This window comes from Streptomyces sp. NPDC059649 (genome assembly GCF_042734445.1).
Lineage (GTDB): Bacteria > Actinomycetota > Actinomycetes > Streptomycetales > Streptomycetaceae > Streptomyces.
On the sequence record NZ_JBHWDV010000001.1, the window covers coordinates 174,470 to 201,207 of the forward strand.

Genomic DNA, 26,738 nt, shown 5'->3' on the forward strand with positions numbered 1-26,738 from the left:
TGTTCGGTGACCAGCGATGACGATGCCGGGAATGCGTTCAGGCCGGCCGATGCGGCGCAGACCCGGTTCTTCCTGCTCGACCAGCAGGGCGGCAGAGCGACCACACTCCTGCAGCACATCCGGGTCGACGGCCCCGTGGACCAGGAGCGGATGACCGCGGCCGCGCGGGCGGTCTGCCGGGCCCAGCCGGCGCTGCGGACGTCCCTGCACCCGACGGCCGAGGGACTGCTCCAACGCACCCACCCCGTCTCCGAGGTCGACATCAGGACCGGACGGGCGGACGACGAGAACGCCCTCGACGGATGGATCGCCGAGGCCCGCGCACCGCTCCCGCACGGCGCCGGGCCGTTGTGCCGGATCCGGATCGTCGGTACGCCCTGGCACACGCACCTCCTCGTGGGCGTCCACCACGCCGTGTTCGACGAGGACTCCGCGGCCGTCCTGCTGCGCCAGCTCGCCCGCGCGTACGCCGACGGCCCCGAGGCACTCACCGCCGCCGACCTCCACCGGCCCCCGCCGCGGCCCGCACGCCTCGCGGCCCTCCACACCTTCTGGTCCGGCCACCTCGCCGGCGCGCCCGCGGACACCGCCCTGCCGCACCTCGCGACCACCCCCGGGGCCGGCACCGGACACGACGTGGTGTCCCTGCCGCTGGACGCCGAACTCGCCGCCGCGCTGCGCGAACGGACCCGGGAAACCGGGGCCACCCCCTTCGCGCAGGTCCTGGCGGCCGTCGCGGTGGTCGTCGGCTGGTACGGCGACACCGAGGACATCGTGCTCGCCACCGTCGCCACCACCCGCACCGCGGCGGACACCGAGGTGATCGGCTGTCTGCAGAACACCCTGCCGGTACGCCTGCCGCTGCACGGCGCCGACACCGCCTCCGTGCTCGACCGGACCACCGACGCGCTGCTCGACGCCCTCGACCACTGCGATCTGCCGATCGAGGACATCCTCACCGTCTCGGGGGCCACCCGCCGTCCCGGCCGGACACCGCTCACCAGGATCATCTGCACCCAGGCCACCGCACCGGCCCCGCTTACCACCGGCGACCTGCGGTGGCAGCTCGTCCCGGCCGAGGACGTGCGCAGCGAGTACGGCCTGGCCGTGACGCTCCACCAGGAAACCGGGGGCGGCCTTACCTTGGCGGTCGGTTACGACCGGGCCGCACTGCCCGCCGCGTCGGCGCGCCTCTTCGTCGAGCACCTGGCCGGCGCGCTCGCCGCCTTCGGCACCGCACCGGCGGCCCCGCTCACCGCACTGCGCCTGTTCACCCCCGAGCCGCCACCACCCGCCACCCCGGCCGCCGCGGCCGGCCCGGCGGTGCCCGAGCTGATCGCCGGGCACGCCCGGCGCACACCCGGGGCCACCGCCCTGATCGCCGGCTCCGAGCGCCTCTCCTACGCCGAACTCGACCACCGGATACGGGAATTCGCCGCCGCGCTGATCGAGGCCGGCGTACGGCCCGGCGACCGGGTCGGCGTATGCCTGCCGAGGACGGCGGACCTGCTCGTCGCCCTGGTCGCCACATGGCGGGCGGGTGCGGCCTACCTGCCGCTCGACCCCGGGTACCCGGCGGGCCGGCTCCGGATGATGGTGGAGGACGCCCGGCCGGCCGTGGTCGTCGGCGACGCGGCGGCCGCGCGGGCCCTGGCGTCCACCGGCGTCGCACTGGTCGGCCCCGACGCGGTCGCCGGTCGCGCGCCGGAGCAGTGGCCGGTGCTCGCGCCGCAGGACCCCGCCTACGTCATCCACACCTCCGGCTCGACCGGCCGGCCCAAGGGCGTGATCGTCCGGCACGACAACCTGGCCGCGCTGTTCTCGGCCTTCGCGCAGATCCTTCCCGACCCGCCCCAGGTGTCGGTCGCCGGCGCCAGTGTCTCCTTCGACATCAGTGTGCTGGAACTGTTCTGGCCGCTCGCCACCGGGCGCACGGTGCTGCTGACCAGTCACCAGCAGGTGGCCGACGCCGAGGTGCCGCGCGGCGCGCTCTACCAGTGCACCCCCACCATGGCCCGGATCCTCGCCGACGACCCGGCCGGCCGACGACTGCTCGGCGGTCTCGCGGTCCTCTTCGTCGGCGGCGAACCACTCGCCCGCGACCTGGCCGACCGGCTGACCGACCTCGTGCCGGGCCCGGTGTTCAACTGCTACGGCCCGACCGAGACCACCGTCTGGTCGACGGTGTGGCGGGTCGAGCCGCAGGTGCCCGTGCACATCGGCCGTCCGCTGGCGGGGGAGGAGTGCCGGGTGGTCGACGCCCACGGTCGCCCGCTGCCGCCCGGAGTCCCGGGACGACTGCTGATCCTCGGGGCGGGCGTGGGATCGGGCTACTGGGAGCGGCCGGAGCTGACCGCCGAGCGCTTCGCCGAGTACGACGGGCGCCGCGGCTACGACACCGGGGACCTGGCCGTCCTCGACCCCGCGCACGGGCTGCGCTTCCTCGGTCGGGCCGACACCCAGGTCAAGGTCCTCGGGCAGCGGATCGAACTCGCCGAGATCGAGAGCGTGTTGCGCGCCCACCCCGCCGTCCAGGAGGCCGTCGCCACCGTCAGCGGCGACGGCGCCGCGGTCACCGCCTGCCTGCTCCCCACCGACCCGTCGAACCCGGCCGGCGACGGACACCCGCGTCCCGCGCCCGCCGAACTCGTCGACGAGCTCCGGCGGCACGCGGCCGTCTCGCTCGTGCCCGCGATGGTTCCGGCCGCCTGGCTGCTCGTCGAGGCGCTGCCCCAACTGCCCAACGGCAAACTGGACCGCGCCGCGGTGGCCGACTGGGCTGCCGGGGCGCCCACGGCGGCCCCCGCACCGGAGGAGCCGTCGACGGGGCCCCTCCCCGGGCAGGCCACCGAGGTGGTCCGGAGCGCCTGGGAGCACGTACTCGGCGCCCCCGTCCGGGGCCTGGACACCCACTTCTTCGACCTCGGCGGCACCTCCGGACAGATCGTGCGGGTGCTCGCCCTCCTGCAGCGCCCGTACCCGAACCTCACCACGGCCGACCTCTTCCGCTACACCACCGTCCGCGCCATCGCCCGCCATGTCGACGCGGCCGGCGGCGAGGGCGGGGGAGCCCCGGAACGGTCCCGGCCCGCGGTGCGCGCTGCCGCCCGGACCCAGGCCCTGCACGGCTGGCGCCGGCGAACCGAACGATCCCGATAGCACACCGGTGACAGAAGGGCCGATGACCAGTGACCACGCATCAGGCGGACCGGGCGGCCGCACCGGAAGAAGCGCGTCCGGCCCGTACGGTCGCGGCGACGCCACAGCAGCAGGAGCGCTACCTCGCGCACGCCCTGACCGAGGACCACGCCCGCCACCACCTGGTGATCGACCTCGGCCTCGACGGCGTGCCCGACACCGCGGCACTCCGCGCCGCACTGGAGGACGTGGTCCGCCACCACGAAGCCCTGCGCACCCGCTTCGTCTTCGAGGGCACGACCCTGATGCAGTCGGTCGCCGACCATCTGCCGCCCCAGTGGGAGACCCTGACCGAGGACGCCGAAGCCCCCGGGCCGGAGCGCCCGTTCGACCTCGAAGCCGGCCCACTGCTGCGGGCCCGGGCACAGCGCATCGCCGACACCGGACTCCGGCTGCGCCTCACCCTCCACCGCATCATCGCCGACGACCGGTCCGCCACCCTCCTGGTGGACGACCTCCTCGCCGCCTACCGCGCGCGGCTGGACCCGGACGGCCCACAATTCCGGTTTCCTGACGGCCAGTTCGCCGACTTGGCCGTGCTACCGGCCGGTGAGCCGACCCGGATCCCCGCTCCGGACCGGGAGCTCTCCACCGGCGAACTGCCCCTGAGCACCGGCCGCACCACCGGCCGGACCCACCGGACGGCACTGCCCGACGGCACCCTCTCCGCGCTGGAAACCCTCTGCGCCACCGCCGGCGTCACACTCACCGACGGACTGCTCGCGGCCCTCGCCGTCCTGCTGAACCGCTACACCGACGCCGACGACATCCTGATCGCCGCCGACGGCCCCGACCCGCGCGGGCCCGAACACGCCCGTACCCTCGGCCCGTTCACCGCCCGGACGACCGTGCACGCCGCGCTCTCGGCGAACCCCGGATTCCGCGCACTGGCCGGGCAGCTGCGGCGACTGGCCGAGCCTGACCCGCTGGCCGACTGGACCGCACAGGAACAGCCCCCGCTCCCGGTGGGCTTCGCCCTGCACACCCCGCACCCCACCCACTGGGACCTCCCCGGCGGCATCACCGTCACCCGGCACCCGGCCCCCGCAGCGCACGGCCACGCCCTGCGCCTGGTCGTGACCACCGACGGCACGGTGCACATCGAAGGCGCCTGGCCGGACTGGCTGACCGAGCAATTCGCCGCGCACTACGGGCAGTTGGTCACCGAGATCGTCCGCCACCCGGACCGGCCGGTGCACGAGCTGGCACCGGACCTCGCCGAGGACCCGGACCGCCGCACCACGCCCCTCGACACCACCGGCACCCTGCCCGAGGCCACCACCGTCCTGGAGCGCTTCGCCCGGCACGCCGCGCAGCGGCCCGACGCCATCGCCGTCAGCCACGGCGGCCGGCACCTCACCTACGGCGAGCTCGACCGCCGCGCCAACCAGCTCGCCCGCCACCTCCAGGCCCACGGCGTCGGCCCCGAAACCCTCGTCGGCCTCGCCGCCGACCGCTCGCCGGACCTCGTCGTCGCCCTCCTCGGCATCCAGAAGGCCGGCGGCGCCTACGTACCGCTGGACCCGGCGTACCCCGACGCCCGGCTCGGCTACATCCTGCGGGACGCCGCGCTGGCCCACGTCGTCGTCCAGGGCCGGCCCGGTGGCTGGCTGGACGGCTTCACCGGCGCCCTGGTCTCCCTCGACGACGACGCCGCGGCGATCGCCGCCCACCCGGACGGGCCGCTCGCCTCCCTCGTCGCCCCCGACGACCTCGCCTACGTCATCTACACCTCGGGCTCCACGGGAGAACCCAAGGGCACCCTCGTCCCGCACCGCAACGTCGCCCGGCTGTTCACCGCCACCGAGCCCTGGTTCGGCTTCGGCCAGGACGACGTCTGGACGCTGTTCCACTCGTACGCCTTCGACTTCTCCGTCTGGGAGTTGTGGGGCGCACTGGCCCACGGCGGGCGCCTCGTCATCGTTCCGCACGAGGTCAGCCGGGCCCCCGAGGACTTCCTGGCACTGCTGCGCACCGAAGGCGTCACCGTCCTCAACCAGACCCCCTCCGCGTTCGCGCTGCTCCAACGGGAGGCCCTGCGGGCCGTGGACGCACCGCCCGGCGCCGACGCGCGACTCGCCCTGCGCTATGTGATCTTCGGTGGCGAGGCCCTGGACCCGCGCGCGCTCCGCCCGTGGCTGGAGCGGCACCCCGACGGGCCGCAGCTGGTGAACATGTACGGCATCACCGAAACCACCGTCCACGTCACCTACCGGCCGATCCGCAAGGAGGACACCGACGGCGACGGCAGCCTGATCGGCGTGCCGATCCCGGACCTGAGCCTGGACCTGCTCGACCGCAGGGGCCGGCCGGTCCCGCAGGGCGTCACCGGCGAACTGTACGTACGGGGCGCCGGGCTCGCGCGCGGCTACCTGGGGCGCCCCGAACTCGACGCGGCCCGTTTCGTCACGCTCCCCGGCGGACGCGCCTACCGCACCGGCGACCTGGCCCGCCGACTGCCGGGCGGCGAGTGGGAGTACCGCGGCCGGATCGACGACCAGGTGAAGATCCGCGGCTTCCGGATCGAACCCGGCGAGATCGAGGCCGCGCTGGCCGGCCACCCGGACGTCACCGAGGCCCTGGTGACCGCCGAACCCGACCGGACGGGGGAGCGGCGCCTGGTGGGCTACGCGGTCTCCGGCCGCACCGATCTGGGCGCCGCCGACCTACGCGCCCACCTGGCCGACCTGCTGCCCGCCCATATGATCCCCGCCGCCTTCGTCGTGCTGGACCGCTTCCCGCTGACCGTCAACGGCAAGGTCGACCGGCGGCGGCTGCCCGCCCCGGAACGCCCCGCCGGCGCCCCGGCCACCGCCTCCGCCAACCGCGCCGAGGAGATCCTCGTCCAGGTCTGGAGCGAGGTGCTCGGCCAGGACAACGTGGGCACCGACGAGAACTACTTCCTGCTCGGCGGCGACTCGATCCGTACCATCGCCCTCCTCGGCCGGGCCCGCGAACTCGGCCTGGAATTCCAGCTCCAGGACCTGCTGCGGCACCAGACCATCCAGGAACTGGCCCCGCACACCACGCCCGTCACCCCCGGCACCGCCCGGCCGCCCTACCGGCCGCTGTCCCTGCTCGGCGACGCGGACCGGGCCCTGCTGCCGGCCGACGTCGAGGACGCCTATCCGCTCTCCCGCCTCCAGGCCGGGATGCTGTACCACAGCGGCCTCAACGCGGCCGAGCGGATCTACCACAACGTCGCCGGCTACCACCTCAGGGCCGGCTGGTCCGAGGCCGCCTGGCGGTTGGCCCTTACGTCGCTGCTCGCCGACCACCCGGTCCTGCGGACCTCCTTCGACCTGGAGACCTACGGCGAACCGCTCCAACTGGTGCACCGCCGGGTCGACGCGCCGATCACCTTCGAGGACCTGCGGCAGCTCTCCGCCGCCGAGCAGCGGACCGCCATGGACCGGCGGTTCGAGGACGAGAAGCGCCGCGAGTTCGCCTGGGACCGCGCCCCGCTGATCCGCTTCCACCTCCAGCGGCTCACCGACGACACCTTCGAGATGTGGGTCACCGAACACCACGTCATCCTGGACGGCTGGAGCGAACGCTCCCTGATCACCGAGCTGTTCGAGCGCTACCTCAGCCTGCTCGACGGCACCGGCACTCCGTTCCGGGAGCCGCCCCGCGCCCACTTCGGTGCCTTCATCGCCGAGGAACGGGCGGCCATCGCCGCCGAGGAACACCGCACCTTCTGGGCCGGCGAACTGGCCGGCAGCGACCTCGGCACCCTGCCCCGCCTGGTCCCGCCCGCCGAGCGGCCCGACATGCGCCTCACCCCCGTACCGCTGCCGGCCGAGGTCTCCGAGGGCGTGGCCCGCTGCGCCCGCCGGGTCGGCGTCCCCGTACGCACCGTGCTGCTCGCCGCCCACGCCCACGTCGTCGGCATGCTGACCGGCACCACCGACGTCGTCACCGGCGTGGTCCACAACGGCCGCACCGAGGACCGGGACGGCGACCGGGTCCTCGGCATGTTCCTCAACACCCTGCCGTTCCGCGCCCGGCTGACCGGCGGAAGCTGGGACGACCTGGTCGCGGCGGTGGGCCGCACCGACATCGACATCCAGCGCCACCGCCGCTACCCGATGCCCGAGATCCGCCGCCTCCTCGGCGGCCGGGAGCTGTTCGAGACCTTCTTCAACTTCACCCGCTTCCGCGTCTACCAATCCGTCCTGGAACGCTCCGACGAACTGGAGGTGCTCGACGAGCGGCGGATCACCAACACCAGCATCCCGTTCGGTGCCGAGTTCGCCCAGGACCTCACCTCGTCCGAGGTCAACCTCCATCTGCGGTACGACGCCGCCCAGTTCACCGAGGAACAGCTGCGGCTGATCGGCGGCTACTACCGCCGCGCACTGACCGCCCTGGCCACCACCCCGCACCGGCGCCACGACCGGACCGTCCTGCTCTCCACCGAGGAGCTGCGCCAACTCGACCGCTGGCACGGCGAGTCCCGGCCCCGCAGCGCCGACCGCCTCTTCCCGCTGCAGCTGGAGGAACGGGCCGCGGCACAGCCGGCCGCCCCCGCCGTCATCAGCGGCCGCACCGTCCTGGACTACGCCGAGCTCAACGCCCGGGCCAACCGCCTGGCCCGGGAACTCCTCGCGCACGGCGTGGAAACCGGCCGGATCGTGGCCCTCTCCGCACCCCGCTCCGCCGACCTGCTGGTCGCCATGGTCGCCGTCCTCAAGGCCGGCGCCGCCTACCTGCCCATCGACCCCAACTACCCCGCGGAACGGATCGCCCTGCTGCTCGGCGACGCCGCGCCCGCCCTGCTGCTGACCACCCGCGACACGGCCGGCGCCCTGCCCGCCGACGACACCCCGCGACTGGTCCTCGACGACCCGGCGACCGTGCGGCGGGTCGCCGACCGGTCCGGCGCCGACCTCACCGACGACGAGCGCACCCGTCCGCTGCACCCCGAGGACCCGGCCTACCTCATCTACACCTCCGGCTCCACCGGCCGCCCCAAGGGCGTGATCGTCTCGCACGCCAACATGGCCGATCTGATGGCCTGGATCGCCGGATTCCTCGGCCCGGACGGACTGGCCCAGGTGCAGGCCACCACCTCGGTCAGCTTCGACGTCTCCGTCTTCGAGCTCTTCGGACCGCTCGCCGCCGGCGGCACCGTACGGATCCACCGCGATCTGCTGGCGCTGGGCGAACCGGAAGCCCTGGCAGCCGGCCCGATCACCGCACCCGCCCTGGTCAGCGGCGTCCCGTCGGTCTTCGCCGGACTCCTGCCGCGGCTCGACCCACAGCTGACCGCCGGCACCGTCGTGCTCGCGGGCGAAGCGCTCAGCGCCCCGATGGCCAACGAGATCGCGGCGGCCTTCCCCGGCGCCCGGATCGCCAACATCTACGGCCCCAGCGAGGCACCGGTGTACGCCACCGCCTGGCTCGGCACCGGCCCCTTCGACACCGCCCCGCCCATCGGCCGGCCCTCCTGGAACACCCGCGGCTACGTCCTCGACCACGCCCTGCGCCCGGTGCCGCCCGGTGTCCCCGGTGAGCTCTACCTCGGCGGCCCCGGCCTGGCCACCGGCTATCTGGGCCGCCCGGCGCTGACCGCCGCACGCTTCGTCGCCGACCCGTTCGGCGCGCCCGGCGCGCGGATGTACCGCACCGGAGACCTGGTGCGCCGACGCCCCGACGGCGACCTGGAGTTCCTCGGCCGCCTCGACGACCAGGTCAAGCTCCGCGGCTTCCGGATCGAGCTGGGCGAGGTGGAGGCCGCGCTCCGCGACCACCCGCAGGTCGACCGGGCCGCCGTCGTCGTACGGGAGGACCGCCCCGACGACCAGCGGCTGGTCGGCTACGCCGTCCGCACCCCCGGCGGCACCGCCGACGCCCTCGACCTGCGCCGCCACGTCGAACGCCGGCTGCCCCGCCACATGGTGCCGGTGGTGGTCGTGCTGGACGCCCTCCCGCTCACCCCCAACGGCAAACTCGACCGGCGGGCCCTGCCCGCACCGGAACCCGAGGCCGCCGCCCCCGGACGCACGAGCCGCGCCCCGCGCACGCCCCTGGAAGCCCAGCTGCTCGCCCTGTTCGCCGAGGTCCTGGGCATCGACGACCGAGGTCCCGATGCCGGCGCGCTGGGCATCGACGACAGCTTCTTCGAACGCGGCGGGCACTCCCTGCTCGCCTTCCGCCTGGCCGGCCGGGTGCGCGCCACCCTCGGCGCCGACCTGGGCATCGCCACGCTCTTCCGCACGCCCACCGTCGCCGGCATCGCCGAACTGCTCGCGGACCCGGACCGGCCCACCGGGCCGAACGACGCGCTGGACGTCCTCGTACCGCTGCGCCCGCAGGGCACCCGCGAGCCGCTGTTCTGCGTCCACCCCGGCGTCGGCATCGGCTGGGTCTACTCCGGGCTGCTGCGGCACCTGGACCCCGACCGCCCGGTGTACGCCCTGCAGTCCCGCGGCATCGACGGCACCCGGCCGCCGGCCGAAGACCTGTCGGAGATGGCCCGCGACTACGTGGCACGGCTGCGCACCGTGCAGCCGCACGGCCCCTACCACCTCCTCGGCTGGTCCATGGGCGGGATCGTCGCCCACGAAATGGCCCGGCTGCTGCGCGCGGACGGCGAACGGGTCGCGCTGCTGGCCCTGCTCGACGCCTACCCCCGGCTGCCCGACGCCCGCCCGGTGGACTACGACGAACCGCGGGCGCTGGCCGAGGTCCTGCACTCGCTCGGCCTGCCACAGCCCGAAGGGACCTCCCTCACCCCGGCATCGGCACTGCGGCTCCTCAAGGAACACGGCAGCGCACTGGCCACCCTCGGGCCCGGCCGGCTGTCCGCGGTCGCCACCGTCTTCACCCACAACGTCAACGCCCAACGCCGCCACCACTCCCGGCCGCTCGACGCGGACCTGCTGTTCTTCGAGGCGACCGAGGACAAGGGCCCGGACCCCGAACGGCCGGCCAACTGGGCGCCGTACATCAGCGGGCGGATCGAGAACCACCACGTCGCCTGCCGGCACGGCGACATGCTCGCCCCCGAGCCGCTGGCCGAGATCGGTGCCGTCCTCGCCGCACGCCTGCGGACGCTGCCCCGCCCCGAGTGACGGGCCGTGCCGCCGACCACCCCACAGGAGCCCATGTGACCAGCAACCCGGACGGGGAACCCGCATGACCGCACCGCGCCACACCATCCCGTTCGCCCTCATCGACCCCGCGGTCCACCCCGACCCCGACGCCTGCGACGCCTGGCGCACCCTGCGGGACGCCCACCCGGTCGCCTGGTGCGAGGCCGACGGCGACCGCCCCGGCTTCTGGGTGATCACCCGCTACCAGGACCTCGCCGCGGTCTACCGCGACACCGTCCGGCTCAGCTCCGAACAGGGCAACATGCTCGGCACCCTGCTCACCGGGGGCGACTCGGCCGGCGGCCGGATGCTGGTGGTCACCGACCCGCCCCGGCACTCCGCGGTGCGCAAGGTGCTGCAGGGCGCGTTCTCCGCCCGGGCCATGGCCCGGATCGCCGACAGCGTCCGGGCGGCCACGAAGGGCCTGGTGGCGGCCCTCGTGGACGCGGGCGGCGGCGACTTCGTCGCCGATGTCGCCGCGCAGATCCCGCTGATGGCCATCTGCGAACTGCTCGACGTACCGCCCGCCGACCGCACCCTGATGCTCGATCTGACGATGGCGGCGATGGGCGACGACGGCACCCCCGAGGCCGCCGAGGCCGCGGCCGACGCGCAGGAGGACATCCTGCTCTACTACGCCGGACTGCTGCCCGCCCGGCGGGAGTTCCCGGGCGAGGACGTGGTCAGCCTGCTGGCCAACGGCGAGGCCGGCGGCAAGCCGCTGAGCGACGCCGAAGTACTGCTGAACTGCTACAACATCATCATCGGCGGCGACGAGACCACCCGGCTGTCCTCCGCCGGCGCGGTGCTGGCCCTGATCGAGCACCCCGAGCAGTGGCAGCGTCTGCGCCAGGACGAGGGCCTGCTCGACTCCGCCGTCGAGGAGGTGCTGCGCTGGACCACACCGGTCACCCACCTCGGCCGGACCGCCACCACGGACCTCACGCTGCGCGGCTGCGCCATCGAGGCGGGCGACATCGTCACCCTCTGGAACACCTCCGCCAACCGCGACGAGGACGTCTTCCCGGACCCCTACCGCTTCGACGTGGCCCGCACCCCCAACCGGCACCTCACCCTCGGCCACGGCCCGCACTTCTGCCTCGGCGGCCCGCTGGCCAGGGTCGAACTCCGGGTCATGCTGGAGGAGTTGCGCCACCAGGTGGGCGAACTGGAGCTGTCCGGTCCGGTCGAACGGCTCCGGTCCAGCTTCCTGACCGGGGTCAGCCGGCTGCCGGTGCGCTGCACGGCCGCCGGCTGACCCACGAAGGACTCCCGCTACTCCGCGGCGTCGGGCCCGGGTGACCGCTCCGCGGCCCCGGGCGCACCGGCCGTGGCCTGGAGATGGGCGGCCAGCAGCCGCAGCGTCGAATGGCGGTAGAGGTCCACCAAGGTGATCTCGGGGACCTGCGTCATGCTGCGCAAGGCCTTCATCGAGTCGCCGCCCAGCCGGAAGAAGTCGTCGTCCCGCCCGATCGCCTCGACCCCCAGCACCTCGCGCCAGGCCGCGGCGATGCGCTCCTCCCAGGGGCCGCGCGGGGCCGCGTCCGCCGGTACGGCGCCGTCCCGGCCCCCGTCGTGCGGTGCCGGTGCCGCCGGCAGCGCCTTGCGGTCCAGCTTGCCGTTCGGGCTCAGCGGCATGGCGGGCAGCACCAGGACCGTGCCGGGGACCATATGGGCCGGCAGCCGGGCCGCCAGACGGTCCCGTATCTCCTCCGGATCGAGGACCTCGCCCTCGCGCGGGACGACGTAGCCGACCAGGACCGGTGCGCCGGTGGCGTCGGGCTGCGCCGCCACCGCCGCTTCCTTGACCCCGGGATGGTCGCGCAGCACGGACTCGATCTCCGTCAGCTCCACCCGCAGTCCGTGGATCTTGACCTGGAGGTCGGTGCGGCCGAGCAGCTCGATCAGCCCGTCGGCGTCGCACCGGGCCAGGTCGCCGGTGCGGTACAGCCGCTCGCCGGACACCGGACCGTAGGACCAGTGCAGGAACCGTTCGGCGGTGAGCTCCGGCAGGTCCAGATAGCCCACGGCCAGACCGTCGCCCGCCAGGTACAACTCACCGGTCACCCCCGGCGGAACGGGCTGCAGCGCCTCGTCCAGGACGTAGGTCCGCTGATTCGCCATCGGCCGCCCGTACGGAATGCTGGTCCAGCCGGGGTCGGTGGCCTCGACCTCGTAGAGCGTCGAATAGATCGAGGCCTCGGTGGCCCCGCCGAGCGAGACGAACCGGGCGTCCGGCGCGAACTCCCGTGTGCGGTCGGGCATCTTCACCGGGATCCAGTCCCCGGCGAGCATGATCAGCCGCAGCGAGCCCAGCGGTGCCGGGCGGTCCGTAGCGGTCGCGTCGAGGTGGTCCAGGACCAGTTCCAGCAGGGCCGGGGCGGTGTTCCAGACGGTCACGCCGTGCTCCGCGGCCAGTTCGGCCCAGTGCGCGGGCTCCTTGGCGCGGCCCGGCGCCGGGAGCACGAGGGTGCCGCCGGCCGCGGTCATGCCGAGGAACTCGTAGACCGACATGTCGAAGCTCGGCGAGGACAGCCCCAGCACGCTGTCACCGGGCCCCACACCGAAGCGGGTGTTGAGGTCCGCGATGTTGTTGAGCACACCGCGGTGGCGCAGCGCGATCGGCTTGGGCCGCCCCGTGGAGCCCGAGGTGTGGATGACGTAGCAGAGGTTGTCCGGGCCGGCCACGGGCTCCAGGTCGTCCGCCGGCCGGCCGGACAGGGCCGCCCCGTCGCGGTCCAGCAGGATCAAGTGACCCTGCGCCACGGGGACTTGGTCGTCGCCCAGCGCGTCGGCGAGCGCGGTCCGGCTGATCAGGGCCACGCACGACGCACCGGAGACCATGGTGCGGACCCTGGCCCGCGGATACCCCGGATCCAGCGGCACATAGGCCCCACCGGCCTTGAGCACCCCCAGCATGGCCACGAGCAGATCGGGCGAGTGGTCGAGATAGAGGCCGACGCGGTCGTCCGGGCCGACACCCAGCTCCCGCAGATGGCGGGCCAGCTGATTGGCCGCGGCATCGATCTCCCGGAACGTCCGGCGGACCGTGCCCTGGACCACGGCGACGGCCTCGGGCGCCTGCCGGGCCCGCTCCTCGAACACCTCGTGCAGACAGGCACCCGCATGGGGCAGCGACACGGCGGTGTCGTTCCACTCCAGCAGGACGCGCCGCTGCTCGGCCTCGGTGAGCAGGGTGAGCCGCTCCAGCGGCCGGTCCGGGTGGTGCACGCCGTCGGTGAGCAGCTGCCCGTAGTGGTGGAGCATCCGCTGTGCCGTCGCGGGGGCGAAGAGCCGGTCGTCGAAGTGGAGGGCGGCCCACCGGGACCCCGCGTCCGCCGTCGGCAGGGCGAGTTCGGCCTCGTACGGCCGGGGGGCGCCGTCCGCCGGGGGTGCGCCGATGCGTACGGCGATAGCGGCCGGCTCCGCCCCGGGGTGCGCCACCGCGCCGGCCTCACCCGCCAGCCCGCGCAGGGTGCTCCCGCCGGTGACGGAGAAGCGCAGCAACGCCTCCTTGCCGCCTTCCCGGCCGACCCGGAACTCGACCTGGTTCTGCCCGGAATAGCGGTGGACCAGGGCGGCGAATCCGGCGAGGAGCACATTCTCCGGGGTGGTCGCGCACGAGGCGGCCAGCGCGCCGACCGCGTCGTCGTACAGCCCGGGAATCTCCTGGCGCACCACTGCCGTACCCGCCGGCGCATCGACGCCACGAGGCCGGTCCGTGGGGAGTTGGGCGGCATGGAAGGACAATTACCGTCTCCTGTCTCGGAGTTTCTCGACTTCGCAGGTAAATTTCGGCGGCGGGCAATCGGTGGGGCGCAGCTGCGCACCGATGCCGGGTCGGGAACCTCCGAGTCCGGGAACTGTCCCCGCTCAGTGGCCAATCCGGGCTGCGCGCCCGGCTGTTGGCGACATTAACCGGCCACGCTGACCGCCACAATGTGGCGGGCGTCACATACCCCGGTCCGTGCCTGCTGCATAATCATGTACTCCCCAAGGGGGCCTCGACGAGGACGTACTCGGGGAAATCCGTCGCCGTCTCCCTGTCGCGCGGCAACCGACCGGCCGCACGACGCCGTGTCGTCCGACCGCAGGGGGATCAGCCGTATGAGCACCGACATTTCGCCGGCCGCGCTCGACGCCGTCGAGCTGCACCACCTCGCCCAACGGGACGGCGAGAAATGGGCCACCGCCGGCGAGGGCATGCTGTCCTCCTGGGTCGCCGACATGGACTTCCCCGTAGCGCCCGCCATCCGCGAGGCACTGATCCGCCGCGCGGACGGCGATCTCGGCTACCCGACGTGGTTCGACGAGAGCCACGGCGGCCCGCTCGGGGAGGTGTTCGCCGCCCGGACGCACCGCAGGTACGGCCACCGGCCCGAACCGACCCACGCACGGATGTTCACCGACATCAACCAGGCCATGCTGGCGACACTGCAGGTCGCCACCGATCCGGGCGACGCCGTGCTGCTGCACACCCCGGCCTGTCCGCCGTTCGTCGACGTCATCGAGAAGATCGGCCGCCGACCGCTGACCGTGCCCGTCGAAGAGGGCCCGGACGGCTGGGCGTTCGACCAGGCACGCATGGAACACGCCGCCGCGGACGGGGACTTGGGGCGCTGCCGGGTGCTCTTCCTGGTGAACCCGCACAACCCCACCGGCCGGGTCTTCCGCCGGGACGAACTGGAGGCGCTCGCCGAGCTGGTCCTCCGGCGCGATCTGCTGGTCATCTCCGACGAGGTGCACGCGGACCTGACCCACGCCCCGCACCGGCACCTCCCCTTCGCTTCGCTCGGGCCGGAGATCGCCGCCCGCACCGTCACCCTCACCTCGGGCAGCAAGGCGTTCAACCTCGCCGGGATCCGCTGCGCACTGGCCCACATCGGGCCGCGGGCCGTGCGCGAGGCCGTCGACGCCCGGCGCGGGCTGCTCTTCGGTCAGGTGGGGGTGCTGGCGGTCGAGGCGCTGAAGGCCGCCTGGACGGCGGGTGACGACTGGCTGGACGACGTGCTGGCCGTCCTGGACCGCAACCGCCGGCGGCTGGCCGAGCGGCTGCCCCACGGGGTCCGCTGCCGCACCCCGGAGGCCACCTTCCTGGCCTGGCTCGACTGCCGGCAACTCGGGCTCGGCGCCGACCCGATGCCGTTCTTCCGCGACCGGGCCAAGGTGCTGCTCTTCTCCGGGCCGGCCTTCGGATCCGACGGCGAGGGATTCGTCCGGCTCAATTTCGGCACGTCAGCGCAGATCCTCGAAGAGACCCTGGAGCGCATGGACACCGCGCTGCGCCGGCATCACCGGGAATGAAACTCCGGACCGGGGCGCCCGGGCCGAAAACGACAATGTGGACAGTTTTTCTTTGTCGTTGACGCGCGCCGGGCCGGGACTAGTAGAGTTCGGAAAGATCACGGGGGACAAAGTCGGGGGACTTTCCCGGGAGTTCGAGCGGTCCACGCGAAGAACGTCCCGGCCACCATCGCCATAATGCCACCTGCTCTTTCTGTGGCGTCCCACCGGATCCCTTGCGTCACCGATGTCCGCGTTCCGGGCCGAGACCCGGAAGAAATCGGCAATCCGGAGGGCTGATGGCCACGCACGCCATGGAAAAGGTGTATTCCGGGAACGGCACCGTACGGCTGCACCGGGCCGGGGACGTGACCGACCCCGATGCCTTCCAGGAACGACGGCGCACCCGCAGAAAACGCCTGGCCGAGTATCTGGCCGACGGCCGGGCGGAAACCCGCTATTTCCCGGTGCTGTCCGTACTCGCACCCGTCATGACCCAGTCCGAAGGTGAAATCACCTACCCGGGCGACCCGATGTGCCTCTATACGGCACTGAGCCTCGCGGTGCACCGGGCGGTGGCCGATGCCGGCCCGCTGGCGGACGCCGTGCACTACACCGATCTCGCACCCGAGTGGACCCGGTTCCCCTCCAGGAAATACCGGCTCTCCGCCGGCGACGACGGATACCGCGCCTACGGGACGGCCCCGAACACCGACCGGACCGTGTTCGACCCCCGGGTGTGGGACGACACGGCCCGCGCCCTCTGGGTGCGGCTGCTGCGCGAGGTCCGGCCCCGGGTCGTCCTCATCAGCGCCGTGTCACCCGCCCACCGCTACGCGCTGCAGATCGCGGAACTGGCCAAGCGCGAGGTCCCGGACACCTTCGTGATCCTCGGCGGCCGGCACGTCGACGAGACCACCACCGCCACCCCCGACGGCCAGGCGCTGCTGCTCAAACCCAGTAGCCCGCTGGCCGTCATGCAGGAGGGGAAGGTGCCCCGGGTGGTCGACGCGGTGATCAGCGGCGAGGCGTACCACGCCGTTGACCTGCTGATGCGGGCCCTCGCGCTGGCCACCGACCTCGACCGGCGCCGGGTCGACCGCGACCAGGTGCTGCCCTGTCTGCAGGGACTGCTCGCCGAGGAGGGGCCCGGAGCCGGCAGCTCCCTCGTCGTCCTGGCCGAGGGCGACACCCTCGACGCGGTACCCCTGCGCGGCGGGGCGCTCGACCTGGCCACCCTCCCGTCGCCGTACGAGGCCTTCGCCATCCGCTCCCGCTTCCCGATCTTCACCCACCCGGACACCGGTGAAGTGCTGCGCACCGCCCACTTCATGGTGTCCAACGCCTGCCCCTACCGCTGCAACTTCTGCTCCGAATCGGCCCAGTTGAGCAACGGCCTGAAACGCTTCAAGGCGGATGCGGTCGGCACGGCGGTCCAGCGGGTCTGCGAATACGTCGGCTACGGCGCCGAATCGCTCTTCTTCGACGACTCGGTCTTCTGGAGCGGCCGCTACCGCGACATCGGCGATTTCTGCGAAGAGCTCAGCCGGATACGCCGCACCCCGCCCACCGAACTCGACGCCCGTTACCGACACTTCCTCACCCACGACGACGACGTCGAGCGGCTGCAGGGCCTCCAATGGGGCGCACAGCTGACCGTCGACACCCTCGTCGCCCTCCATTCCGCGGAGGAATCCCACACCATCCTGCGGAAGATGAAGGAAGCCGGCTGCAGTTACGTCTACATCGGCATCGAAAGCATGTCGACACAGGTCATGACCCATATCCACAAGAACCTCCGCCGGGACGAGCGCAAACCCTGGCGGGAAAAGGTCAGGGAGGCCGCCGCGCTGGTCAAGGCGCACGGCCTGCAATTGGGCACCTCCGTCCTCTTCGGCCTGGACGGCGAAACCCGGTCGAGCATCGACGAGACCATCCACGAGGTCGGCCGGCTCATCGACGACAAGCTGATCGACCTGGCCAGCCCCAACATCCTCACCTATCACCCCGCGACACCCGTCACCCGGGCCCACGGCATGCAGGACCGGCTCGACTACCACTCCCCGCGCATCGACAACCGAAAGCCCTACATCTATTTCGAGGAAGCCTTTCCCGACGTCGTCTCCGTCCTGCTGACCGAGGACGACATCTGGCACATCCACCACGAGACCGGGCACCGCTGGGGCGGCGCCCGTAATGACGCGGCCCCGGTCCCCGTCGAGGCCGGCTCGGAATGAGGAGAATCTGATGCCTGCTTCCCTCCCTGTCTCCGGTCAGCCCCGGCAACAGCCCTCGGGCATGCCCACGGAGAGATACACCGCATATCCGCGGGTCGACCTCCCGGACCGGACCTGGCCCGCCGCGTCCCTCACCCGGGCCCCGCAATGGTGTGCGGTGGACCTACGGGACGGCAATCAGGCGCTGGCCGTCCCCATGGACCTCGCCCGCAAGCGGAAACTCTTCGAACTTCAAGTACGTATGGGATTCAAGGAGATCGAGGTCGGATTCCCGGCGGCCAGCAAGACCGACTTCGACTTCATCCGGCTGCTGATCGAAGAGGACCTGATACCGGACGATGTCGCGATCCAGGTCATCATGCCGGCCCGCGAGGAACTCATCCACCGCACCTTCGCGTCCCTGGCCGGCGCCCGCCACGCGATAGCCCATCTCTACAACTCCACTTCCTGCCTGCAGCGGGAGGTGGTGTTCGGGATGGACCGCGCCCAGATCAAGGACCTGGCGGTACGCAGCACCCGGCTCTGCAAGAAGCTCACCGAGGACCTGGGAAACCCCGGCATCCGCTACGAATACACACCGGAGTCCTTCACCGGCACCGAGCTGGACTTCGCACTGGAGATCAGCCACGCGGTCGCCGACGTATGGGACCCGAGCCCGGATCACCCGATGATCCTCAACCTCCCCGCCACCGTCGAGATGTCGACCCCGAACATCTACGCCGACCAGATCGAATGGATGCACCGGCACCTCGACCGGCGGGATTCCCTCATCCTCTCCATCCACCCGCACAATGACCGCGGCACCGCCGTCGCCGCCGCCGAACTCGCCTGTATGGCCGGTGCGGAACGCATCGAGGGCTGCCTCTTCGGCAATGGCGAGCGCACCGGAAACGTCGATCTCGTCACCCTCGGACTCAACCTCTTCACCCAAGGCGTCGACCCGATGATCGACTACTCGGACCTCGCCGAGATCGCCGCCACGGTCGAATACTGCAACCGGCTGCCGGTGCACCCCCGCCACCCGTACGGCGGTGAACTCGTCCACACCGCCTTCTCCGGCTCCCACCAGGACGCCATCAAGAAGGGCTTCGAGGCCCTGGAACGCCGGGCCGCCACCACCGGCACCCCCCTCGACCGGCTGTCCTGGGCCGTGCCGTACCTCCCGATCGACCCCAAGGACATCGGCCGTGATTACGAAGCGGTGATCCGGGTCAATTCCCAGTCCGGAAAGGCCGGTTCGGCCTACCTGCTGAAAACCGCGTACCACCTGGACCTGCCGCGCCCGCTCCAGGCGGAATTCGCCCACATCATCCAGGAGCACACCGACGGAACGGAGGGGGAGCTGTCCGCCGACGAAGTCTGGTCGGCGTTCCGCCGCACCTACCTGGAAGCCACCCGACCCCTCGCACTCCTGGACCACTCCGCGCAGCGCTCCGACGACGGCGCGACCCGGTCGCTCACCTGCACCCTGCTGACCGACACCGACGACACATGGACGCTGCACGGCACCGGCACGGCACTGGCCGACGCACTCCTCCACGGCCTCACCACCGTCCCGCACCCGGCGGCCCTCGACCCCACCGCCCTCGTACTCGGGGACCTCGCCCAGCACCCCCTCCCACCGGACGGCGACCAGGCCCCACGGTTCGCCGCCTACGCCCGCCTCGACCACCACCAGCGCTCCGCCTGGGGCGCCGCGGTCGCTCCCGATTCCGCCACCGCCACCCTGCAGGCCGTCCTCAGCGCGGTGAACCGCCTTTCCGCAGAAAGCGCCGGAGCTTCGTCAGCGGCCAGGTGTTGATGACGTCGTCCTTCGTGAGCCAGCCGCGCTGCGCCGTGCCCACCCCGTACCGCAGATACGGCAGATGCGTGGTGGAGTGCGCATCCGAATTCACCGCGAACTTCACGCCGTGGCGTTTGGCGCGCAGGATGTCCTCGTCGCACAGGTCGAGGCGTTCGGGATGGGCATTGATCTCCAGTGCGGTGCCCGTCCTGGCGCAGGCCGCGAAGACCGCGTCGAAATCGGCGTCGATTCCCGGGCGTTTACCGATCCGACGCGTCGTGGGGTGACCGATCACCGCCACATACGGATTCTCACAGGCCCGGATCAGACGCCGGGTGAGGGCCTGCCGGCTCTGGTTGAAGTGCGAGTGGACGGAGGCCACACAGAGGTCGAAACCGGCCAGGAATTCGTCCGGCCAGTCGACCTCGCCCTCCGGGCCGATATTGAGTTCGGTGCCGTGCAGCAGTCGCATACCGTGGTACCGGCGGTCCAGCGCACGCACCTCCTCCCGCTGCGCAAGCATCTTCTCGTCCGTCATGCGCTGCATATAGAGATTCGGGGCGTGATCGGTGATGGCGTAATAGGCATAACCGCGTTCGGCGGCCGCTTCGACCATGTCGTCCAGGGAAGAGAGCCCGTCGGTGAGGTCGGTATGGGTGTGCAGATCGCCCCGGATGTCCCGCTCGGTGACGAGGTCGGGCAGCTCTCCCCGCAGTCCGGCCGCGACCTCGCCGCGGTCCTCCCGCAGCGTCGGCGGGATCCACGGCAGCCCCAGCCGGTCGTAGATCCCCTCCTCCGTCTCCGAGGTGATCATCTCGCCGCTCTTGGCGTGGAACAGCCCGTACTCGGACAACTTGAGCTTGTGGCGCACCGCGATCGCCCGGGTGCGGATGTTGTGCGCCTTGGACCCGGTGAAGTACTGCAGCCCCGCACCCCAGGACACCGGCGGCAAGACCCGCAGGTCCACCTGCAGCCCCTTGGTGGTGCGGATGGACGTCTTCTTCTCCCCGTGGGCGATCACCTCGGCCGTGTACGGAAGCTCGGTGAGCGCCGCCATGAACGGCGCGGAGCGCTCCGCCGCCACCAGGATGTCGATGTCCCCGATCGTCTCCCTCATCCGGCGCAGCGACCCCGCGTACGTGCACCGCTTGCACCCACGGATCCCTGACAGCTCGGCGACGATCTGCTCCGCCAGCTCCATGGCGGCGCCCAGCAGGATCCGGCCCTCCCCGGCCTTCTGCATCAGCGAGATGCCGTGCAGGATGTTCTCCTCGGTCTTCTCACCGAACCCCTTCAGCTCCCGCAGCCGCTCCTCATGGACGGCGTCGAGCAGCTGGTCCACCGAGGTGATGCCCAGCACCTCGTAGAGGACCATCGCCTTCCGCGGCCCCAGGGTGGGGATACTGATCAACTCCCGCACACCGGCCGGGACCGACGCCCGGGTCTCCTCGATGGTCGCCACCCGCCCGGACCGCAGATACTCGACGATCTTCTCGGCGATCGAGGCGCCGACGTGCGGAATCTCCCGCAGCCCCGGCACATCGAGCTGGGTGACGTCGACGGGGTAGCCGCCGACGGCGCGGGCCGCCTTCTCGTAGGCACGGGCCTTGAAGGCGTCGCCACCACTGATCGCGATGAGGTCGGCGTACTCCTGCAGCAGCGCCTCGACCTCCTCATTGGCGCGGACCATATCTCCAGGGTGCGCCCGTCTGCGCGCCTCGGCACGGCCGGCCGTCACCGTCCGCGCACGAACGTCACCGACCGTCCTCCGCCGCCCGTGAGCAACGTCCCCTGCCGCCTGTCACCGACCGCCCCGCTCCACCGGTCACACCACGGCGGACTGCGCGGCCCTGCGCACTGGGGATGGCGGGGCGCGCGGCCCGCCCTCCCGCAGCCGGCGCTACGGTCGAACTCCGCGACCGGTGCCGTGCCGGCCGACGGGGTGATACCTGCTCATACGTCGTGATCGGAGGTCGAACCGGATGCTGGTGGTGGGGCGTACGGACGTGGAGACGCTGCTCGACATGGAGGCGCTGATCGAGGCGCTGGCGTCGGCGATGACCGACCTCAGCGCCGGCCGGGCCTCCGCACCGGACCGGGTGGCGGTGACGGTTCCGGAGCGCGCGGGCTTCGTCGCCGCGATGCCGGGCTATGTGCCCTCCGCCGGGGCGCTGACCAGCAAACTGGTCTCCGTCTTCCCACGCAACGCCGGTACGCCGTTGCCGACCCACCAGGCGCTCATCGTCGCCTTCGACCCGGACACCGGCGAGCCCACTGCCCTGCTGGACGGTACGGCGATCACCGCCGCGCGGACCGCCGCCTGCTCGGCACTCTCGGCGCGACTGCTCGCCCGTGAGGACGCATCGGTGCTCGCCGTATTGGGCACCGGAGCCCAGGCCCGGTCCCACGCCCGGGCGATGTGCCGGGTCCGCCCCATCCGCCGCATCCGGGTGGCCGGCCGTAGCCAGGCCCACGCCACCGCCCTCGCCGCCGCACTGTCGGCCGAACTCGGCATCCCCGCCGAGGCGGTGGCCACCTACGCGCAGGCGCTCGACGGTGCGGACATCGCCGCGGCCACCACCCACGCCGGCGACCCCGTCGTCCGCCGCCCCTGGCTGACCCCGGGCGTGCACATCACCTCGGTCGGCTTCAACCCCGCAGGCCGCGAGGTCGACGACGCCACCATCGCCGAAGCCCTGGTCTGCGTCGAATCGCGGCAGGCGGCCCTGGCCCCGTTCCCCGCCGGCAGCAACGACCTGCTCCACCCGATCCGCGACGGCGTCATCACCGCAGACCATGTGCACGCCGAACTCGGCGAACTCCTCACCGGAAGCCGACCCGGCCGCACCGCCCCCGACCAGATCACGCTCTACAAGTCCGTCGGCGTGGCCGTCCAGGACGCCGCAGCCGCGGCCCTCGTCGTCCAAGCCGCCCGGGAACGGTCCGTCGGGACGCACATCGACCTGGGGTGATATGCACCGCCGCACCGCGATTCCCCCGTAAAAGCGCAACCGTTCACCCATGGCATGATCGGCCCATGGACCAGGAGCAGGACCAGGACCAGGACCAGGCGCAGGGGCAGGGGCAGGACCAAGTGCAGGCTCAGGCTCAGGATCAGGGCAAGGGGTACCTCCTGGACAACCGTCAGGCCGAGGCGGGTACCCGATTCGACGCACTGGCGGCCCTCTTCGACGCCTCGACGTTCCGGCACTTCGAGACGGTCGGGATCGACGAGGGGTGGCGGTGCTGGGAGGTCGGCGCCGGTGGGCCGACCGTCTCCGCCTGGCTCGCCGAGCGCGTCGGACCCCGGGGTCGCGTACTGGCCACCGACATCGACGTCTCCTGGACCAAGACGGCCGCCGAGGGCGTCGCGGGCGTCGAGGTGCTCCGTCACGATGTCGCCCGCGACGAACCCCCGGCCGGTCCCTTCGACCTGATCCACGCCCGCCTCGTCCTCGTCCATGTCCCCGACCGCGATGCCGCGCTGCGCGCCATGTTCCGGGCCCTGCGTCCCGGCGGATGGCTGCTGATCGAGGACGCCGATCCCACGCTGCAGCCGCTGATCTGCCCCGACGCATACGGCCCCGAGCAGGAGCTGGCCAACCGGCTGCGCCGCGGCTTCCGTGAGCTCCTGCAGCAGCGCGGCGCCGACCTCGCCTACGGACGCAAGCTGCCGCGGCTGCTCCGCGAGGCCGGCCTCGTCGATGTCGAGGCCGATGCCTACTTCCCGATCGCCTCGCCCGCGTGCGACGTCCTTGAGGCGGCCACCGTCCACCAGGTGCGGGACAAGCTCATCGCCGCCGGCCTCGCCACGGACGAGGAGATCGAGCGCCACCTCGCCAACATCGCCGCGGGTCGCCTCGATCTCGCCACCTCCCCGATGATCTCCGCCTGGGGTCGCCGGCCCTAGACCCCGTGGTGCTTCGGACGACTCCGTGGCACTTCAAGCGGGCGACGGCAATCCTCGTGGCCCCGCCGCCGTTGAGTGGGTTCCACAGGAAACCCACAAGTTTGCGCCCTACCTTCTCCCTTCGCGATGCGGCTACCTTGCACGGATGCCGCCGCTGGTGGGAGCGGGGAACCGGAACGGCGTGGACAGTGAACTGCACACGATGCGGCGGCGCGGTGGTCCAGGGGCCGGACGGCCAATGGTGCTGCGGCAATTGCGGCGCGAGCGGATGAGCCGAGCCGCCCGACGATGCCCGATGAGATGAGCCCGATGAGATGAGAGTGGAGCCTGCATGTGCGCGGCCAAGCGCCTCGACCGAGTCCTGGTCGTCGACGACGACGCGATGATCCTGCGGTCCCTCGGGCGCGGCCTGCGGCTGAACGGCTTCGCCGTCGCGCTGGCCGAGGACGGTCCCGGCGCGCTCGCCGAACTGGCGGAGACACCACCGGACGTGATCGTCCTCGATGTGTCCCTGCCGGGGACCAGCGGCATCGAGGTGTGCCGGACGCTGCGGGCCGACGGGGACGAGGTGCCGGTGCTGATGCTGTCCGCACTGGACGAGGTGGCCGACCGGGTAGCCGGCCTCCAGGCCGGGGCCGATGACTACCTCGTCAAACCCTTCGCCCTGAAGGAACTGGTCCTGCGGCTGCAGGCCCTGCTCCGTCGCCGCCCGTCCGCAGACAGGGACGTCGTACGAGTCGGTGACCTGGTCCTCGACACGGCCGCACGCGAGGTGACGTACGGGGGAGTGGCGGTCGGGCTCACCCGGCGGGAGTTCGAGCTGCTGGAGGTGCTCGCCCGCAACGCGGGCGTCGTGCTCACCCGCGACCAGCTCCTGGACCGGGTCTGGGGCTATGACTTCGACGTGCGCACCGACGCCGTCGACACGTTCGTCAGCTACCTCCGGCGCAAGACGGAAGCTGGCGGCCGACCGCGCCTCGTCCACACGGTCCGCGGAGTCGGTTTCGTCCTGCGGGCATCCGGAACGGACACCGCGCGATGAGGCTCACCACCCGGATCGCCCTGGTCATGGGCCTCGCCATGCCCCTGCTGGTGCTGGGCTCCGGGGCACTGTTGCTGCGCCTGGTGGCCCGCGACGTGCATGCCGAGCAGGACGCCCATCTACGCGAACGGGCCGCCGTGATGCTCCCGTTGGCCAGGGGACTGCTGCGGATCGAGGACAGCGGACAGCCACGGAAGGCGGCGAACCGGGAACGACAGCTGCTCGACGCGGGCCTCGATGTCGGGGTACGTCTCCTCGCGGCAGGAGGCGGGTCGACGGCGGCCGGGGGCGGGTCGACGGCGGCCGGGAGCGGATCGGCGCCGACCGGGAGCGGATCGGCAACGGGCGAGAGCGGATCGGCAATAGGCGGGAGCGGCGGGGGCGATGCGACCGTGCCCGGCCGCAACGAGATCACGGACGGCCGGCAGGAGTACCGGGTGGTGGCCGAGGCCGGTCCCCGTCCGACCGCCTTCGCGTCGTTGCCGGCCGCCGCACCCGACCCGGTGACCGTACGGGCCCGCGGCCACGCCTGGCGGGCGCTGTCGGTGGAGGTGGGCGGCGCGAACGCCCGAAAGGGCCCGTACGGCACCCTGTGGGTGTTCTCCCGCGGATCGGCCGCCACCGCGGAGGTCGCCGCCGTACAGCGCCGCATCCTGGTGGTGGCGCTGATCGCCGCCCCGCTGGCCGGGTTGCTCTCCTGGGCCATCGCCGAACGCGCCACTCGCCCGCTGCGCCGGCTGCAGCGCCGGGCCGGCGGCCTGGATCCCGGCACCAGCGCGGCGCGCCTGGACCACGCCCCGTCGCGGATCGCCGAGGTGGACGACCTGGCGCGCACCCTGCAGACCGTGCTGTCCCGGTACGACGAGCAGGCGGCGCGGACCCAGGAGGCACTGGCGACCGCCCGGGCCTTCGCCGCGACCGCGTCCCATGAACTGCGCACCCCGCTGATGGGCATGCAGACCAATCTGGACGTCCTCACCGACCACCCCGACCTCGATCCGGTGGACCGCGCCGAGGTCCTGGACGATCTGCGCTCCGGACAGCAGCGGCTGATGGACACGCTGATCGCGCTGAGGGCACTGGCCCGGGGCGACCTGGTCGAGGCCGACGCCTTCGCCGTCGTGGATCTCTCGGAGCTGGTGGCCGCGGCGGTGGCCGATCTGGAACGGCACCACCCCGGCGTCCGACTGACCTTCCGCCTCACGCCCGGACTGGTACTGAGCGCCTGGGAACCAGGGCTGCGGATGGCGGTCGACAACCTGCTCCGCAACGCGGTGGTGCACGGAAGCCGGGCGGGTCGGCCGGCACGGATCGAGGTGGCACTACGGCCGGGCGGTCGGCCGGCGGACCCGGTGGCCGTGCTCACCGTGGACGACGACGGTCCGGGCATCGCACCCGAAGAGCGTCAGCAGGTCTTCCAACGGTTCCACCGGCGGGCCGACAGCCCCGGCTCGGGCCTGGGGCTGACCCTCGTGGCCCAACAGATCGCCCTGCATCGCGGCACCGTACGCATCCTGGATCGCCCGCCGCGGGCTGACCGTCCACTGGGCGCTGACCATCCACCGGAAGCCGACCGACCGACGGAAGCCGACCGACCGACGGAAGCCGACCGACCGACGGAAGCCGACCGCCCGATGGGAACCGACCGACCGATGGGAACCGGCGTCCGCTTCGAGATCCACCTGCCACGGCACGGCGACGCGGCGGCCGACACCCGCACCCTCCAACTGCCGTTGCGCAGGGCGTGGTTGAGCGAAGTCCAGGCCGAGGGCCGACCCGAGGCCGATGCCCCTCACGAGGCCGTGATGTCTCGCCAGGCCATGACGTCTCACGAGCTGGAGACCGGAGCCTGACCCGTCACCCCGCACGAGGCGGGGTCTCCTTGACCACCCGCGTGGTCGCCCGGAGCGCCCCAGCGGAGCACCTCACCGACCGGAACCGGCCACCGACCTCGGCCACCCAGAAGGCATCGGCCACCGTAAGCGCCTGAACGCACCGGCTGCGCCGCCACCCCCGGAACTGTGCCTCGACGACATCGGCACCGGGTGGCAACTGCCCCCACGCCAGTGTCCAGTGCGTCCCCGCCCGTCCGCCGTACCGGCCACCCCGGAGCAGGGAGACACAGAGCCTGCTCACGACGGACACATCGATCAGTCCGGCCCCGCTGTGCACCTCCAGTGCCGGC

Annotated in this window: 12 protein-coding genes; 10 read left to right on the top strand and 2 right to left on the bottom strand. The window is 72.4% G+C overall.

The window, feature by feature from the left end:
- Nucleotides 1–6 precede the first annotated feature (6 nt).
- The 3 genes from ACFV1J_RS00850 to ACFV1J_RS00860 all read left to right on the top strand — a co-directional run bounded on the left by ACFV1J_RS00850 (nt 7) and on the right by ACFV1J_RS00860 (nt 11,556).
- Nucleotides 7–3,159 carry an amino acid adenylation domain-containing protein gene (locus ACFV1J_RS00850; protein ID WP_385855035.1) on the top strand — a complete coding sequence of 1,051 codons (3,153 nt, stop codon included), beginning with the start codon at nt 7–9 and terminating at the stop codon, nt 3,157–3,159.
- A gap of 29 nt (nt 3,160–3,188) precedes the next feature.
- Nucleotides 3,189–10,277: an amino acid adenylation domain-containing protein gene (locus ACFV1J_RS00855; protein WP_385855036.1), complete on the top strand. Its 7,089-nt coding sequence runs from the start codon at nt 3,189–3,191 to the stop codon at nt 10,275–10,277.
- A gap of 64 nt (nt 10,278–10,341) precedes the next feature.
- Nucleotides 10,342–11,556: a cytochrome P450 gene (locus ACFV1J_RS00860; protein ID WP_385855037.1), complete on the top strand. Its 1,215-nt coding sequence runs from the start codon at nt 10,342–10,344 to the stop codon at nt 11,554–11,556.
- A 17-nt stretch (nt 11,557–11,573) separates the two neighbouring features.
- Here ACFV1J_RS00860 and ACFV1J_RS00865 read toward each other — a convergent pair whose 3' ends face one another.
- Entirely contained in the window at nt 11,574–14,048 is a 2,475-nt protein-coding gene (locus ACFV1J_RS00865) for an amino acid adenylation domain-containing protein (RefSeq protein WP_385855038.1), read from the bottom strand.
- A gap of 357 nt (nt 14,049–14,405) precedes the next feature.
- On the opposite strand from ACFV1J_RS00865, the gene ACFV1J_RS00870 reads away from it, so the two are divergent.
- From ACFV1J_RS00870 to leuA, 3 genes are all read left to right on the top strand, one after another.
- Complete coding sequence (locus ACFV1J_RS00870; protein WP_385855039.1) at nt 14,406–15,602, top strand: MalY/PatB family protein; 1,197 nt, start codon at nt 14,406–14,408, stop codon at nt 15,600–15,602.
- A 278-nt stretch (nt 15,603–15,880) separates the two neighbouring features.
- Nucleotides 15,881–17,818 carry a B12-binding domain-containing radical SAM protein gene (locus ACFV1J_RS00875; protein WP_385855040.1) on the top strand — a complete coding sequence of 646 codons (1,938 nt, stop codon included), beginning with the start codon at nt 15,881–15,883 and terminating at the stop codon, nt 17,816–17,818.
- Nucleotides 17,778–19,619: a 2-isopropylmalate synthase gene (gene leuA / locus ACFV1J_RS00880; RefSeq protein ID WP_385855041.1), complete on the top strand. Its 1,842-nt coding sequence runs from the start codon at nt 17,778–17,780 to the stop codon at nt 19,617–19,619. Before ACFV1J_RS00875 ends, leuA begins: the two co-directional genes overlap by 41 nt.
- On the opposite strand, the gene polX is transcribed toward leuA, so the two are convergent.
- The gene (gene polX / locus ACFV1J_RS00885) at nt 19,558–21,291 is read right to left on the bottom strand and encodes a DNA polymerase/3'-5' exonuclease PolX (protein ID WP_385855042.1); all 1,734 of its coding nucleotides are present in this window, start codon (nt 21,289–21,291) and stop codon (nt 19,558–19,560) included. The two genes, leuA and polX, sit on opposite strands and share 62 nt — an antisense overlap.
- 292 nt (nt 21,292–21,583) lie before the next feature.
- On the opposite strand from polX, the gene ACFV1J_RS00890 reads away from it, so the two are divergent.
- The 4 genes from ACFV1J_RS00890 to ACFV1J_RS00905 all read left to right on the top strand — a co-directional run bounded on the left by ACFV1J_RS00890 (nt 21,584) and on the right by ACFV1J_RS00905 (nt 26,406).
- Complete coding sequence (locus ACFV1J_RS00890; protein ID WP_385855043.1) at nt 21,584–22,573, top strand: ornithine cyclodeaminase family protein; 990 nt, start codon at nt 21,584–21,586, stop codon at nt 22,571–22,573.
- 65 nt (nt 22,574–22,638) lie between these two features.
- A complete protein-coding gene (locus ACFV1J_RS00895; protein WP_385855044.1) occupies nt 22,639–23,511 on the top strand; it encodes a class I SAM-dependent methyltransferase in 873 nt (290 codons plus the stop codon).
- Nucleotides 23,512–23,842: 331 nt separating this feature from the next.
- Nucleotides 23,843–24,553: a response regulator transcription factor gene (locus ACFV1J_RS00900; RefSeq protein WP_385855045.1), complete on the top strand. Its 711-nt coding sequence runs from the start codon at nt 23,843–23,845 to the stop codon at nt 24,551–24,553.
- Entirely contained in the window at nt 24,550–26,406 is a 1,857-nt protein-coding gene (locus ACFV1J_RS00905) for a sensor histidine kinase (protein ID WP_385855046.1), read from the top strand. The genes ACFV1J_RS00900 and ACFV1J_RS00905 overlap by 4 nt, the downstream gene beginning before the upstream one ends.
- Nucleotides 26,407–26,738: the final 332 nt, after the last annotated feature.